This window comes from Phenylobacterium sp. (assembly GCF_041916435.1).
Lineage (GTDB): Bacteria > Pseudomonadota > Alphaproteobacteria > Caulobacterales > Caulobacteraceae > Phenylobacterium.
Genome location: NZ_JAYRZM010000006.1, coordinates 374,071 through 388,184, shown reverse-complemented (window position 1 = coordinate 388,184; position 14,114 = coordinate 374,071). Strand labels below are relative to the sequence as shown.

12 protein-coding genes are annotated in these 14,114 nt (G+C 70.2%); 3 read left to right on the top strand and 9 right to left on the bottom strand.

Translation table 11 applies throughout. The features are described from left to right. Nucleotides 1-94: 94 nt before the first annotated feature. Nucleotides 95-790, bottom strand: a complete 696-nt coding sequence (gene ctrA / locus ACE3TA_RS18755) for a response regulator transcription factor CtrA (RefSeq protein ID WP_374575849.1) — start codon at nt 788-790, stop codon at nt 95-97. 370 nt (nt 791-1,160) lie between these two features. On the opposite strand from ctrA, the gene fliI reads away from it, so the two are divergent. Genes fliI through ACE3TA_RS18740 form a run of 3 tightly spaced genes read left to right on the top strand, consistent with a single transcriptional unit; the run spans nt 1,161 to nt 3,948 of the window. Beyond that, nucleotides 1,161-2,498, top strand: coding sequence for a flagellar protein export ATPase FliI (gene fliI / locus ACE3TA_RS18750; protein ID WP_374575848.1), 1,338 nt, complete (start codon nt 1,161-1,163; stop codon nt 2,496-2,498). Further along, complete coding sequence (locus ACE3TA_RS18745) at nt 2,495-2,908, top strand: flagellar export protein FliJ (RefSeq protein ID WP_374575847.1); 414 nt, start codon at nt 2,495-2,497, stop codon at nt 2,906-2,908. Before fliI ends, ACE3TA_RS18745 begins: the two co-directional genes overlap by 4 nt. Further along, a complete protein-coding gene (locus ACE3TA_RS18740) occupies nt 2,905-3,948 on the top strand; it encodes an endo-1,4-beta-xylanase (protein ID WP_374575846.1) in 1,044 nt (347 codons plus the stop codon). Before ACE3TA_RS18745 ends, ACE3TA_RS18740 begins: the two co-directional genes overlap by 4 nt. 7 nt (nt 3,949-3,955) lie before the next feature. Here the strand turns inward: ACE3TA_RS18740 and ACE3TA_RS18735 are convergent, their stop codons facing one another. From ACE3TA_RS18735 to ACE3TA_RS18700, 8 genes are all read right to left on the bottom strand, one after another. Further along, a complete protein-coding gene (locus ACE3TA_RS18735) occupies nt 3,956-4,315 on the bottom strand; it encodes a DUF4282 domain-containing protein (RefSeq protein WP_374575845.1) in 360 nt (119 codons plus the stop codon). Nucleotides 4,316-4,433: 118 nt separating this feature from the next. Then, nucleotides 4,434-6,464 carry a flagellar biosynthesis protein FlhA gene (flhA, locus tag ACE3TA_RS18730; protein WP_374575948.1) on the bottom strand — a complete coding sequence of 677 codons (2,031 nt, stop codon included), beginning with the start codon at nt 6,462-6,464 and terminating at the stop codon, nt 4,434-4,436. Nucleotides 6,465-6,568: 104 nt separating this feature from the next. Next, nucleotides 6,569-7,942: a sigma-54 interaction domain-containing protein gene (locus ACE3TA_RS18725; RefSeq protein WP_374575844.1), complete on the bottom strand. Its 1,374-nt coding sequence runs from the start codon at nt 7,940-7,942 to the stop codon at nt 6,569-6,571. Nucleotides 7,943-7,970: 28 nt separating this feature from the next. Then, nucleotides 7,971-8,309 (bottom strand): flagellar motor switch protein FliN, encoded by a 339-nt coding sequence (gene fliN, locus ACE3TA_RS18720; protein ID WP_374575843.1) that lies wholly within the window; start codon nt 8,307-8,309, stop codon nt 7,971-7,973. Between the two features lie 11 nt (nt 8,310-8,320). Further along, nucleotides 8,321-8,962, bottom strand: coding sequence for a flagellar assembly protein FliH (locus tag ACE3TA_RS18715; RefSeq protein ID WP_374575842.1), 642 nt, complete (start codon nt 8,960-8,962; stop codon nt 8,321-8,323). Beyond that, a complete protein-coding gene (gene fliG / locus ACE3TA_RS18710; RefSeq protein ID WP_374575841.1) occupies nt 8,962-9,990 on the bottom strand; it encodes a flagellar motor switch protein FliG in 1,029 nt (342 codons plus the stop codon). The genes ACE3TA_RS18715 and fliG overlap by 1 nt, the downstream gene beginning before the upstream one ends. Continuing rightward, a complete protein-coding gene (gene fliF, locus ACE3TA_RS18705) occupies nt 9,987-11,633 on the bottom strand; it encodes a flagellar basal-body MS-ring/collar protein FliF (RefSeq protein ID WP_374575840.1) in 1,647 nt (548 codons plus the stop codon). The genes fliG and fliF overlap by 4 nt, the downstream gene beginning before the upstream one ends. A gap of 148 nt (nt 11,634-11,781) precedes the next feature. Beyond that, a complete protein-coding gene (locus tag ACE3TA_RS18700) occupies nt 11,782-14,034 on the bottom strand; it encodes a serine hydrolase domain-containing protein (protein ID WP_374575839.1) in 2,253 nt (750 codons plus the stop codon). Nucleotides 14,035-14,114: the final 80 nt, after the last annotated feature.

The window sequence follows — 14,114 nt, the reverse complement described above, 5'->3', positions numbered from 1 at the left end:
AGCGACCCGGCGCCGAACTTAGCGCGAGCCGTCGACGAAATGAAAACGCCCGCCGGGAGCGGCGGGCGTCGAGGTCGTTCGAATGTGCGGGCGGTCAGGCCGCGACCTGGGATTCGTGCGGATCGCGCAGCACGTAGCCGCGGCCCCAGACGGTCTCGATGTGGTGCTTGCCGTCGGCGGCGGCGGCCAGCTTCTTGCGCAGCTTGCAGATGAAGACGTCGATGATCTTCAGCTCAGGCTCGTCCATGCCGCCGTAGAGGTGGTTGAGGAACATCTCCTTGGTCAGGGTCGTGCCCTTGCGCAGGGAGAGCAGCTCCAGCATCTGGTATTCCTTGCCCGTCAGGTGCACGCGCGTGCCGTTCACCTCGACCGTCTTGGCGTCAAGGTTGACGGTGATGTCGCCGGTCTTGATCACCGACTGGGCGTGGCCCTTGGAACGGCGGACCACCGCGTGGATGCGGGCCACCAGCTCGTCCTTGTGGAAGGGCTTGGTCATGTAGTCGTCGGCGCCGCCGCCGAGCGTCTTGACCTTGGTGTCGATCTCGGCGGTGCCGGACAGGATCATGATCGGGGTGTTGATCTTGGCCACGCGCAGGGTGCGCAGCACGTCCATGCCGCTCATGTCGGGCAGGTTCAGATCAAGCAGGATCAGGTCGTAGTCGTAGATCTTGCCCAGATCCACGCCCTCTTCCCCGAGGTCCGTCGTATAGACGTTGAAGCCTTCGGACTTCAGCATCAGCTCGATGCTCTGCGCGGTAGCGCTGTCGTCCTCGATAAGCAATACGCGCATCTACCCCTCCTCGAACGCCGCCTAGCCTCTTCCGCCCAAACCCGGAATCCGCTCGGACCCTCGCCGTTAACTTGCCGGCGAGGTAATTTAAGACCGGTTAATGGTGAAATCCTGCTGAGCGAATCGTTAACGCGATTTCGGAATCGCCAGCAAGCAGGGCCGGCGGACGCGGAGTCGCACCCCGGTTGAATCTTTTGTGATTGGACAACGGGGCCTGCTCCGGCGGGTCCGGGGTGCTTCGCGATCCCCTGCGCCGCTCCCGGATTTTGGGGGCGAAGTGAGACGCAAGACCGCAGGCCCGGCGGCCGAATCTTCACCCGGAGTTAACGGCGCGGGGCCGACTCTCGGACCTCGGTTGGAAGGGCTGTCCGTGCGTAATCTCGTCGCCGCCGTCGAGCGTATCGATCCGCTCATCGTGTCCGGTCGCGTCGCGGCCGTGAACGGGCTGCTGATCGAGGCCCGTGGCGGCCTGACCCGGCTGGCCGTGGGCGCCCGCGTGGAGATCGAGCGCCGCTCCAACACGCCGCTGCCGGCCGAGGTCGTCGGCTTCCGCGAGACGCGCGCCCTGCTGATGCCGTTCGGTCCGGTCGAGGGCGTCGCCCCCGGCGCGGAGATCCGCATCGAGCCGCTGGGTTCGGCCGTGCGGCCGACCAAGGCGTGGCTCGGCCGCATCGTCGACGCCTTCGGCGAGCCGATCGACGGCAAGGGCCCGCTGCCCCAGGGCGTGGCCGCCTATCCCCTGCGCAGCCCGCCGCCGCCGGCCCACGCCCGCGGGCGGGTGGGCGCGCGGCTGGACCTTGGCGTGCGCGCCATGAACGTCTTCACCACCTGCTGCCGCGGCCAGCGCCTGGGCGTGTTCGCCGGCTCGGGCGTGGGCAAGTCGGTGCTCCTGTCGATGCTGGCCAAGAACGCCGACTGCGACGCCGTGGTCGTGGGCCTGATCGGCGAGCGGGGCCGCGAGGTGCGCGAGTTCATCGAGGAGACCCTGGGCGAGGAGGGGCTGAAGCGCGCCGTGGTGGTGGTGGCCACCTCCGATGAGCCGGCGCTGAAGCGCCGCCAGGCCGCCTACATGACCCTCGCCGTCGCCGAGTTCCTGCGCGACCAGGACATGGAAGTGCTGTGCCTGATGGACTCGGTCACTCGCTTCGCCATGGCCCAGCGCGAGATCGGCCTGGCCGCGGGCGAGCCGCCGACCACCAAGGGCTACACCCCCACCGTCTTCACCGAACTGCCCAAGCTCTTGGAGCGGGCCGGGCCCGGGCCCGTGCGGCCGGACGGCACCACCGCCGGGCCGATCACCGGGCTCTTCACCGTGCTGGTGGACGGCGACGACCACAACGAGCCGATCGCCGACGCCGTGCGCGGGATCCTCGACGGCCACATCGTGATGGAACGGGCGATCGCCGAGCGCGGCCGCTTCCCGGCGATCAACGTCCTGAAGTCCATCAGCCGGACCATGCCGGGCTGCCAGTCCATGCCGGAGCGCGAGATCGTAACCTCCGCGCGCCAGGCGCTGTCGGCCTACGCCAACATGGAGGAGCTGATCCGCATCGGCGCCTATCGGGCCGGCTCCGACCCGCAGGTGGACCGGGCCATCACCCTCAACCCCGCCCTCGAAGCCTTCCTTGGCCAGGACAAGGACGACGCCACCAGCCTGGAGGACAGCTTCATGGCCCTTGACCATATCCTGCAGGGCGTCCCGGCGTGAGCTGGGACCAGTCCCTGGTCCGGATTTCGACCTACGAGGTCGAGGTGTTGCAGAAGCGCCTCGCTGAAATCGCCGACCGGCGCGGCCGCGCCGAACTGGCCCTCACCGCCCTGATCGCCGAGGGCGAGGCCGAGGCGGTCACGGCCCGTGCCAGCGCCGAGGCGGGCTGGTACCACCTCGGCTTCCTGGAGGGTCTGCGCGAGCGCAAGGCCGCCGCCCAGGCCGAGATCGACCGGCTGGCGCTGGAAGAGGCCGGCGCGCGCGAGGCGCTGACCGAGGCCTTCGAGGAGCAGAAGAAGTACGAGCAGGTCTCCGACAACCTGCAGCGCGCCAAGGCCAAGGCGCGCGAGCGCGTGGAGGCCGCGCAGATGGACGAGATCGGGCTGCGCCGCGCGGCCGCGGGGCGGTGAGCCTCAGCCGCCGCGCCGTGATCGGCTCGGCCCTGGCGCTGGCCGCCTGCGAACGCCCCAGGCCGTCGGCCGCCGCGGTCTCGCTGGCGCCGCTGAAGGCCCTGGCGCCCTTTCCCGTCGGAACCGCCGTGCAGTCGGCCCAGCTTCAGGACGCCGCGCTCGCCGGCCTGATCGCCGAGAACGTCTCCCAGCTCACGCCGGAGTGGGAGATGAAGATGGAGTACATCGTCCAGGACGACGGCGGCTTCCGCTTCGACGCGCCGGACCGCATCGCCGCCTTCGCCCGCGAGCACAGGCTTCGCCTGTTCGGCCACACCTTGGTCTGGTACGCCCAGTCGCCCAAGGCCTTCGCCGAGCTGGACGAGCGCCGGGTCGCCTTCCCCGACGCCTATCGCAACTACATCCTGGCCGTGGTCGGCCGCTACCGCGGCCAGGCGGTGGGCTGGGACGTGGTCAACGAGGCGGTGGCCGAGGACGGCGAGGGCTGGCGCGACAGCCTGTGGTCGCGAAAGCTGGGCCCCTTCGAGCACATGCGCCTGGCCTATCACCACGCGCGCGAGGCCGATCCCGACGCGGCCCTGTTCCTCAACGACTACAATCTCGAATACCTGCCCAAGAAGCGCGCGACCTTCCTGAAGCTGGCCGAGCGGCTGCTGGCCGCCGGCGCGCCGCTGTCGGGCCTGGGCACCCAGACCCACGTGGCCGCCGACCTGGAGCCGGGCGCGCTGAAGGCGGCCATCGCCGACCTGGCGAGCCTGGGCCTGCCGATCCACGTCTCGGAGATGGACGTCTCGCTGGCGCGGGCTAAGGGCTTTCGCAGCCGCGCCGACCTGGTCGCCGACCAGGGCCGCGTCTACGCCGAGGCGGCCAGGGCGTTCATGGACCTGCCGGCGGCCCAGCGGTTCGCCTTCACCTTCTGGGGGCTGCGCGACGCCGAGTCCTGGCTGAAGCGCGAGAAGGCCTGGGACGCGCCGCTCTTGTTCGACGACATGGGCCGGGCCAAGCCGGCCGCGGCGGCCTGGGCGGACGCCCTGCGCTAGCCTTTGGCTAGCCTTTGGGCTGGTGGTCGGCGTCGCTCTGCAGGCGCAGGGCGTGCAGGTCTTCGGTGAGGCGGAAGATCGCCACGTAGAACTCGCAGAAGGCGCGCCACAAAAGGATCAGCGCCCCCACCACCAAGAGGCCGCCGACGATCACCGGCAGGGCGAGCAGCACGCCCATCCAGCTTTCCTCGCGCAGGGCCACGCCCACGGCCGCTCCGATCACGGAGAACCCGCCCAGGGCGATGACGCCCAGGCCCGCCCAGTAGATCAGGTGGATGACCGAGCCGGTCATCAGACGCTCGAAGGTCAGAAGGTCCCACAGAAGGGATCCCTCGGAGCCCCGGGCCTTCAGTGCAGGTCGCGGCATACGGTGTCCAACGCGCTCCCGGGGCCCCAACACCCCCTCTTTCCCGGTCAATCGCTATCAGGGGGAAGGCTTCGCCGCAACGACGCAAACGCCGGGGCCCACGGCAGGGCCTGGCGGCTCAGATCGTGCCGACGGTCTTCAGCCGCGCCTTGGGATGGACTTCGTTCTGGCTCATCACCGGGGTCTGGCCGCGGAACCGCTCGATGATCGAGCGCACATAGGGCCGGATCGCCGGGCCGGTGAGCAGCACCGGCGATTCGCCGGCGAGGGCGGCGCGCTCGAAGGTCTCGCGCACGCCGCGGATGAACTCCTGCAGCCGCGAGGGCGCCAGGGCGAGCTGCCGCTCCTCGCCGGCGCCGATCAGCGAATCGGCGAAGGCGTTCTCCCACTCCGGCGACAGGGTGATGATCGGCAGGGCGCCGTCGTCGCCGCGGTAGGCGAAGGAGAGCTGGCGGGCCAGGCGCGCGCGCACCTGCTCCACCAGGAGCGTGATCGAGGAGGTGTGGGGCGCCGCCTCGCCGATGCCTTCCAGGATCGCCGGCAGGTCGCGGATCGACACGCGCTCGCGCAGCAGCGATTGCAGCACCCGCTGGATGGTGGTGACCGACACGACGCTGGGCACCAGGTCGTCCACCAGCTTCTTCTGGTCGGTCGGCAGCTCCTTCAGGAGCTTCTGCACCTCGGCGTAGGAGAGCAGGTCGGCCATGTTGTCCTTGAGGATCTCGGTCAGGTGGGTGGTGAGCACCGTGGCCGGATCGACGATGGTGTAGCCGCGGAAGGTGGCCTCCTCGCGCAGGTCGGCGGCGATCCAGGTGGCCGGCAGGCCGAAGGCCGGCTCGCGCACGTTCTCGCCGGGCAGGTCCACCTGGCCGCCGCGGGGGTCCATCGCCATCAGCGAGCCCAGCCGCACCTCGCCGGAGCCGGCCTCCATCTCCTTGATGCGGATGCAGTAGCCCTGCGAGGCCAGGCGCATGTTATCGAGGATGCGCACCGAGGGCATGATGAAGCCGAAGTCCGCCGCCATGGTGCGGCGCAAGGCCTTGATCTGGTCGGTGAGGCGGCGGCCCTCCAGGTCGTTGATCAGCGGCAGGAGGCCGTAGCCCAGCTCGATCTTGATCTCGTCGATCGCCAGGGCCTGGCTGATCGGCTCCTCTTCCTGCTCGGCGGTCTGGGCGGCGGGCAGGATGTCCACCGGCGGCGGCTCGGCCGCCTCTTGCGTGCGCCGCCAGGCCAGGAAGCCTGCGCCGACCGACACGATCGCGAACGGGATGATCGGCATGCCCGGCAGGAAGGCGATGACGCCCGAGGCGGCCGAGACCATGCCCAGGCTCACCGGGTTCATGGCGAGCTGTCCGACCAGGGCCTTGTCGGCCGAGCCTTCCACGCCGGCCTTGGACACCAGGAAGCCGGCGGCGATCGAGATGATCAGGGCCGGGATCTGGCTGACCAGGCCGTCGCCGATGGTCATGGTGGTGTAGGTCGAGGCCGCCTGGCCGATCGCCACGTGGTGCTGCAACACGCCGATCAGGATGCCGCCGATCACGTTGATGGCGGTGATGATCAGGCCGGCGATGGCGTCGCCGCGCACGAACTTGGAGGCGCCGTCCATGGCCCCGAAGAAGGTGGATTCCTGCTCCAGCTCCTTGCGGCGCTTCTTGGCCTCGGTCTCGTCGATCAGCCCCGCCGACAGGTCGGAGTCGATGGCCATCTGCTTACCGGGCATGGAGTCCAGGGTGAAGCGGGCGGCGACTTCGGCGATCCGCCCCGAGCCCTTGGTGATGACCACGAAGTTCACGATCACCAGGATGGCGAAGACGATCACGCCGATGACGAAGTTGCCCCCCATCATCAGCTTGCCGAAGGCCTCGATGATGTGGCCGGCGCCGTGCACGCCCTCGTGGCCGTGGCCCAGGATCAGCCGGGTCGAGGCGATGTTCAGCCCCAGGCGGTAGAGGGTGGCGACCAGAAGCACCGTGGGGAAGGAGGTGAACTCCAGGGGCTTCTTGATCAGGATCGAGGTCATCAGGATCAGGACCGACCCCGTGATCGACAGGGTCAACAGCCCGTCCAGCATGAACGCCGGGACCGGCAGGATCAGCAGGACGACGATGGCCGCGACGCCCAGCGCCAGGGCCACCTCGCCGCGCATCACCGCGCCGAGGAGCTGGCGGAAGTCGGGGCCTCCGCCTTGCGGCGAGGCGTCTGCGATCGGAACGTCAGACACGGATCAACACCCTGGCGTTTGCGCTTGGATCAGGCCGCGCTGGCGCCGAAGGAGCCCTGCGGCGGGGGCACGGCGACGCCGGCGTCGGAATATTCCTTCAGCTTGTTGCGCAGGGTGCGGATGGAGATGCCCAGGATGGTCGCCGCATGGGTGCGGTTGCCCAGGCAGTGGCTGAGCGTGTCCAGGATGAGCTGCTGCTCCATCTGCGCCACGGTCTGGCCGACGAAGGCCCGGTTGGCGGACTCGGCGGCCTGGTAGGCGGCCTGGGCCGCGCGGGTCGAGGCGTCGGGCGAGGCCAGCGGCTGGCCGTCGGGCAGGCGGATGGCGTCCTCCTGCACCTCGGCGCCGGTGGAGAGCAGCACCGCCCGGTGGATGGCGTTCTCCAGCTCGCGCACGTTGCCCGGCCAGCTATGGCTCGCCAGCCGCCGCTTGGCGGTCTCGGCGATCGGCTTGTTGGGCAGGCCGTTGGCCGCGGCGTACTTCTTGGCGAAGTGCTCGGCCAGGGCGACCACGTCGCCGGGACGCTCGCGCAGGGGCGGCAGGCGCAGGTTCACCACGTTCAGCCGGTAGAGCAGGTCCTCGCGGAAGGTTCCTTCCTTCACCGCCTGGGCCAGGTCGCGGTTGGAGGTGGCCAGGATGCGGATGTCCACCTTCACCGGCTTGGTGCCGCCGACCCGGTCGATCTCGCGCTCCTGGATGGCGCGCAGCAGCTTGGCCTGCAGGCGCGCGTCCATCTCCGAGATTTCGTCGAGCAACAGGGTGCCGCCGTTGGCCTCCTCGAACTTGCCGATGCGCCGGGCCACCGCGCCGGTGAAGGCGCCCTTCTCGTGGCCGAACAGCTCACTTTCCAGGAGGTTGTCGGGGATGGCCGCGCAGTTGACCGAGATGAACGGCTTGGAGGCGCGGCGGGACTTCTGGTGGACGTAGCGGGCGATCACTTCCTTGCCGACGCCGCTTTCGCCGGTGATCAGGATCGAGGCGTCGGAGGGCGCCACCTGGTCGGCCAGGTCGATCACCGCCTGCATGGCGCCGTCGCGCACCACCATCGGCCGGTTCTCGTCGGACACCGCCGCCAGCACCGCGGCGATCAGCTCGGCCTCCGGCGGCAGGGGGATGAACTCCTTGGCCCCGGCGCGGATGGCGTCGGCGGCCTTCTTCGGATCGGCGGCCACGCCGCAGGCCACCACCGGGGCGCTGATCCGCTCGGCCTCGTTGGCCGCGATCAGGCCGGCGATGTCCAGCTCGTAGTCCACCAGCAGCAGGTCGGCCCCCTGGCCGGCGCGCAGGGCGTGGGTGGCCGCGGCGATGGAATCCACGTGGCTGACCTTGGCGCCCGCGCTCATCGCCATCTTCACGGCGGTGGAAAGCTGTCCGTTCAGTTGTCCGACGACCAGAAGCCGCATGATTGTCCTCCTTTACGCTGGAGCGCCGTCAGGCGCTCGCGTCGCCGTCCTTGATGATTTCAGTCATGGTCACGCCCAGCCGGTCGTCGACGATGACGACCTCGCCGCGGGCGACCAGGCGGTTGTTCACATAGATGTCGATGGCCTCGCCGACCTTGCGGTCGAGCTCCAGGATGCTGCCCTGGGAAAGCTGGAGAAGCTGGGCCACCGACATGTTGGAGCGTCCCAGCACCGCCGAGATCGAGACCGGCACGTCGAAGACCGGCGCCAGGTCGGTGGCGGCCTTTTCCCCGGCGTCGAGCATCTCGCCGCCGCCGCCCGGTTCGTCCGGGGCGAATTCGTCGAGCTTGAGGTCGTTGTCGGACATGGCTCAGCCTTTCAGTTGTCGCCGCCGCGGACGAGGGGTTCGGCGTGAAGGCCTTCGGCGGCGAGCGCCGCGTTCAGGGCCGCGGCCACGCGTTCGGCGGCGCCGGCGGGGTCGAAGCTGGCCGCCCCGTCGCCGAAATCGAGGGTGAAGGCGCCGGTCAGGCTCGTCTGCGGGCGCACCTGGATCTGGCCGGCGTAGCCGATCGCCTGGGCGGTCTCCTCCAGGGCGGCGGCCGCGCTCTCGGCGAACTCCGGCGGGCAGGTGACGACCAGGCGCGGCGCGCTCTCGATCTCGCGCGCCAGGGTCTCCACGGCCGCCTGCAGCGGCGCCTGGGGAAAGCGGTCGAGCGCGGCGTCGGCGATGGCCCGCGCGCAGGCCAGCGCCAGGCCGGCCGAGCCCGTGCGGTGCTCGTGCGCCACCTCGGCCAGCACCGGCAGGGCCTGGCGGCAGGAATCGGCGATCGAGGCCAGGGCCTGGGCCTGCAGCGCCTCCATCCGCCGCAGGGCCGCGCGCTCGCCCTCGGCGTAGGCGGCCGCGCGGATCTGCTCGACCTCCTCGGCCGGGAACAGGCGCTTGGGCCGCTGCGGGGCGGCCGAGGCGGGCCCGTCGAAATCGGTGTCGAAGACGAATTTGCGGGGGGCTGGCTGGGTCATCAGTAGATCAGCTCATCTTCGCCGCCGGCGCCGGCCAGCATGATTTCGCCCTTGGCGGCCAGGTCCTTGGCCACCTGCACCATGGCCATCTGCGCCTGGTCGACGTCGCGCAGGCGCACCGGACCCATGGTCTCCATGTCCTCGCGCATGATCTTCGCGGCCCGCTCGCTCATGTTGGAGAAGAACATCTCGCGCAGGCTGTCGGAGGCGCCCTTCAGGGCCAGGGCGAGCTGATCCTTCTCCACCGCGCGCAACAGGGTCTGCACGCCGCCGGGATCGAGCTTGGACAGGTCCTCGAACACGAACATCAGGGCGCGGATGCGCTCGGCGCTCTCGCGGTTGCGCTCTTCCAGGGCGGCGATGAACCGCGCCTCGGTCTGGCGGTCGAACGAGTTGAAGATGTCGGCCATCATCTCGTGGCTGTCGCGCTTGGAGGTGCGCGCCAGGTTCGACATGAATTCGTTGCGCAGGGTCTGCTCGATCTTGTCGAGGATCTCGCGCTGCACCGGCTCCATGCGCAGCATGCGCATGACGCATTCCAGGGCGAAGTCCTCCGGCAGGGCGGCCAGCACGCGCGCGGCGTGGTCCGACTTCACCTTGGAGAGCACCACGGCGACGGTCTGGGGGTATTCGTTCTTCAGGTAGTTGGCGAGCACCGCCTCGTTCACGTTGCCCAGCTTGTCCCACATGGTGCGGCCCGCCGGACCGCGGATCTCCTCCATCAGGGCTTCGACCTTGTCGGGCGGCATGATCGCCGACAGGAGGCGCTGGGTCTGTTCGAACGAGCCCATGATCGCGCCGGCGCCCGAGAGCCCGGCGATGAACTCGACCAGCAGCTCCTCGACCGCGGCCGAGCCGACGTTGCCGAGGCCCGCCATCGCCTGGGAGATCTCCTTGATCTCCTCGTCGTCCAGCGCCTGCCAGATGGTGGCGTGCTCCTCGCCGAGCGCGAGCAGGATCACCGCGGCCTTCTCGGGCCCGGTGAGCCGGCTGGGGTCGGTTATGGCTTTTCCCTTGCGACCGCTCATGCCGTGTCATGCAACCAGGTGCGGAGGATCGACACCGACTCCTCCGGGTGACGTTCGACGAATTCGGCGACCCGCTTGACCGAGGAGGCCTTCACCTGGCCCTCGATGCGCGCGATGTCGATCTTCTGGTCCAGCTGCTCGCCGCCCGGCCCGGAGATGGCCAGGGCGCCTTCGCCGCCGTCGGCCATCTGGGCGTGCACCAGGTCGGGGCCGCCGCCGACGCGGGCCTGGCCGAGCGCGGCGTGCAGGCCGCCGCCGCCGGCGCCGGGCGCCGTGGCGTTCTTGATCAGCGGGCGGACGACGAAGAACACCATCAGGATCGCCACGATCGCCAGCACCCCCAGCTCGGCGGCGCGCATGATGTCGTTCTTGTCGAAGCCCATCAGCGGGTTGGTGGCGACCACCCCCTCGCCGGAGCCGACGTCCAGGGTGGGGAAGCGGACGTTGACCACGGTGACCTGGTCGCCGCGATCGGCGTTGTAGCCCACGGCCGTGCGCACCAGTTCCTCGATGCGCTTCATCTCCTCGGCGCTGCGGGGGGTGTAGGCGCCGGGCTTGCCGTCCTTGCCGACGGCGGTGGCGCCGTCGACCGCCACGGCCACCGACAGGCGCTTGACCTGGCCGGGCTCCTGCACCTCGGTGCGGGTGGTCTTGGAGATCTCGTAGTTGGTGGTCGATTCGGTGCGGCCGCTGGCGGAGCTGTTGGTGCCGTCGGCGAAGTTGCCTTGCCCGCCCGGCACGTTGGCCGAGACCGAGGTGGTGCCGTTGCCGTCGGGATTGTTCTCCTTGGCGTTCTCCTCGACGGTCTGCTCGGAGCGCACCACCTGGCCGTCGGGATCAAAGGTCTCCTGCTGGGTGGTCACCCGCGACAGGTCCAGGTCGGCGGTGACGTTCACCCGCGCCTTGCCCGGGCCGACGATGCCTTCGACCAGGGCGCGCACGGTCTTGGCGATCCGCTGCTCGGTCTCGGCCTTGCGGCTGTCGGCGGCGGCCTCGGTTCCGCTTTCGCCAGACAGGGTCTTGGCGTGCTGGTCGACGATGGTCACGCGGTCGGGCTTGAGGTTGGGCACCGCGCCGGCCACCAGGTTCTGGATGGCGCGCACCTGTTCCTGGTCGGGCTCGCGCCCGCCCACGCCCAGGGTTACCGAGGCGGACGGCGGCTCGGCCTCGTCCTCGAAGAGCTGGCGGCGGGGCAGCACCAGGTGCACGCGCACGAAGGTGATGCCGTCCAGGCTGCGGATGGTGCGGGCCAGCTCGCCTTCCAGGGCGCGCTGCTGGTTGAGCTGCTGGACGAAGTCGGTCTGGCCGAGGGCGTTGGATTGGTCGAAGATTTCATAGCCCACCGACCCGGAGGTCGGCAGGCCCTTGCCCGACAGCATCAGGCGCGTGGAGGCCACCTCGTCGCGCGGCACCAGGATCGAGGAGCCGTCGCCCTTGACCTCGTACTTGACGCCCGCCTGGTCCAGGGCCTGGGTGATCTGCCCGGCTTCCTTAAGGTCCAGGTTGGAATAGAGCAGCGCCTTCGGCTGGCCGAGGTTCATGGTCAGGGCGACCATCGCCGCGGCGATGCCCGCCCCGATGCCGATGATGGCCGCCAGCCGGCCGATACCGAACCTTTGCAGAGCGGCGACGAACTGATTCAAAGCGGTCGAACCCCCCGATACGCGTGGGGACCGATCTCCTGGCGCCCGCCGCTAGGCAGGTTTTACCCACCGCATGGTAAACGGGCGGTTTAAGACTCGGCGAAAAATGCCGGTCTGGCCGTTTCATACTGTCGCGGTTCGGAGGGCCTTATCCGGCCCAGGGGGTGAGCACGCCCCAGAAGCCCAGCACTATGGAAAACGCTGCGTAAACAAGGACCGTGACGCTGAACGCGGCCTTGCGCAGGGGCGACCAGCTGTCCACCCGCCGCCCGCCGCGCCAGATCGCCGGCAGGATGGTCACGCTCAGCAGGGTTAGGGCGGCGGCCACCAGGGCGCAGGCCGAGGCGATCACCAGCTCCGCGCCGGGCCAGCCGTACATCACATTGGCCTCGTCCGAGGCCTTGGCGCCCCACGACACCAGCAGCACCAGGGCCGTCAGCCACAGGGCCGCCTGGGTGTTCTGGATCACGCTGCCGCGGCTCTGCACCGAGGTCTCGCGATGGTCGCGGCGGTTGCGGGTGATCACCCCGCCGATGGTCGCGGCCGCGGCGATCGCGCTCAGCGCCGCCAGCACGGCCAGGATCTGCGGCCGCATCCAGAAGCCCTTGCGCTGGAAGGTCTGGGCGTTGAGCGCGGGCTCGAAGCTGCGGGCCCGGCCGTCGGCGATCTTGAAGGCGACGCGGGTGTCGTCGTCGGCGCCGATGAAGCGGCCTTCGTCCGGGTCGCCCTCGGGCACGAAGGCCTTCGCGCCGGCGGGCGTGCTGAGCATCAGCCGGCCGTCGGCGTTCACCCGCGCCGAAGCGCCGCCGAGCAACAGGTCGACGAACTTCTCGAGCCCGCCGTAGGCGCGCCGCGTGGTCACGTAGTAGCCGTCGAACACCTTGGCGCGGGCCTTCAGCGCCGGCGAGCCGGGCCTGGGGAAGATCTGCGGCGGCGCGTAGAACTCCTGCACCACCTGGTCGGCGAGGCCGTTGGCCAGCTTCGCGCCGGTGTCGGTGTTGGTGCTGACGAAGACGCCGACGTCCAGGGCCGGGATCACCACCATGTTGGACATGAACGACATGGTCGCGCCCGCGTGGCCGAAGCCCTTCAGCCCGCCGGGCAGGGTGTAGTCGATGAAACCGTGGCGCCAGCCGTTGATCCCCGGCGGGGTCTTGCGGATCGGCGTGCGGAACGCCTGGGCCGCCTTGGGGCCGTAGATGGTGGTCCCCTCGTAGGAACCGTTCCCCAGCAGCATCAGCATGTAGCGGGCCATGTCGGCGGCCGTCGACGAGGCCGAGCCGGCCGGGGCGACCTGGCCGATGTATTCGTAGTCGCGGGCGCGGAAGCCGTCGGGCGTCCAGCGGTAGGCGACCGAGGCGTCCTTGGCCAGCTCCGGCGGCATGGGCGCGGGCAGGCCCTGCCTGGGCGGATGCGGCTCGCGGAAGGTGGTGTGCGACAGCGCCAGCGGGCGCAGGATCTCGCCCTCGATCAGGTCCTCGAACGGCTTGCCGGTCACATAGGTCAGGGCCTCGCCGGCCAGGGCGACGCTGTAGTTGGAGTAGCTGGACAGGTCGCCGGGCTGGCGCACGCGGCGCGGCCGCTCCTGGCGCAGGTAGTCGGCCAGCGGCCGCACCCGGGAATAGCGCCGCTCGAACAGGTGGCCGAGCGCGCGGTCCTCGAACCCGGCGGAGTGGTCCATCAGGTTGACCACCCTGACCGGCGTGCGGAAGCCTTGGTCGCGCACCTGCAGGCGCTCGGGCAGGTAGAGGTTGACCGGGGCGTCGATGCGGATGCGGCCGGCCTCCACCTCGTTCATCAGCGCGATCCAGGTGAAGGTCTTGGAGATCGAGCCGATGCGGAAGAGCGTCGCGTCCGGGTTCACCGGCTGCTTCGGATCGAGGCTGGCGAAGCCGTAGCCCTTCTTCAGCACGATCTGGCCGTGCTGCACGATCGAGACGGTGACGCCGGCGATGTGGTCGCGGGCCATGGCCGCCTTGACCACCCCGTCCACATAGGCCTCCAGCTCGGCCGGCGGCAGGGCTTCGTCGCGGCCCAGGCGCGCGCCCGAGGCCGCCGTCGGCAGGGGCTCGACGGCGGGGGTCGGTCCGGGCGCGGCGGGGGCGGTCGCGGCGGTCGCCGCGTTCGTGGCGGCCGCGCTGGCCGCCGGGCGTGCGGGCGCGGGCGCAGTGGGCTTGAAGCGCTTCTGGAACGTCTCGTAGGGGATCGGCGCCTTGGGGTTGGCGGCGGGCGGCGCAGGCGCCGGCGCGACCGGCGGCTTGGCCTGGATCAGCGCCGGCTTCTCGGCCGCGGGCGCGGTCTTTTCCGGCGCGGCCGCAGCGGCCGGTTCGTCCTGCGCCAGGGCCGGCGCCGTCGTCAGGACGAGGATCGCGGCGAGGGCGGCGAGGGGCGAAAATCGCATAAGGGCAGGTTCCGCGGTCTGGCGTCCATGGGAACCTGACTCTTGTAGGGCGCCGCGCCGCCTCGTCAAACGCCCATGGC

What these genes read in the sequence shown, in the direction of transcription:
- ctrA (WP_374575849.1), bottom strand. Translation starts at nt 790, where the DNA reads ATGCGCGTATTGCTTATCGAGGACGACAGCGCTACCGCGCAGAGCATC.
- ACE3TA_RS18735 (WP_374575845.1), bottom strand. Translation starts at nt 4,315, where the DNA reads ATGCCGCGACCTGCACTGAAGGCCCGGGGCTCCGAGGGATCCCTTCTG.
- flhA (WP_374575948.1), bottom strand. Translation starts at nt 6,464, where the DNA reads ATGCGCGGCGAGGTGGCCCTGGCGCTGGGCGTCGCGGCCATCGTCGTC.
- ACE3TA_RS18725 (WP_374575844.1), bottom strand. Translation starts at nt 7,942, where the DNA reads ATGCGGCTTCTGGTCGTCGGACAACTGAACGGACAGCTTTCCACCGCC.
- fliN (WP_374575843.1), bottom strand. Translation starts at nt 8,309, where the DNA reads ATGTCCGACAACGACCTCAAGCTCGACGAATTCGCCCCGGACGAACCG.
- ACE3TA_RS18715 (WP_374575842.1), bottom strand. Translation starts at nt 8,962, where the DNA reads ATGACCCAGCCAGCCCCCCGCAAATTCGTCTTCGACACCGATTTCGAC.
- fliG (WP_374575841.1), bottom strand. Translation starts at nt 9,990, where the DNA reads ATGAGCGGTCGCAAGGGAAAAGCCATAACCGACCCCAGCCGGCTCACC.
- ACE3TA_RS18700 (WP_374575839.1), bottom strand. Translation starts at nt 14,034, where the DNA reads ATGCGATTTTCGCCCCTCGCCGCCCTCGCCGCGATCCTCGTCCTGACG.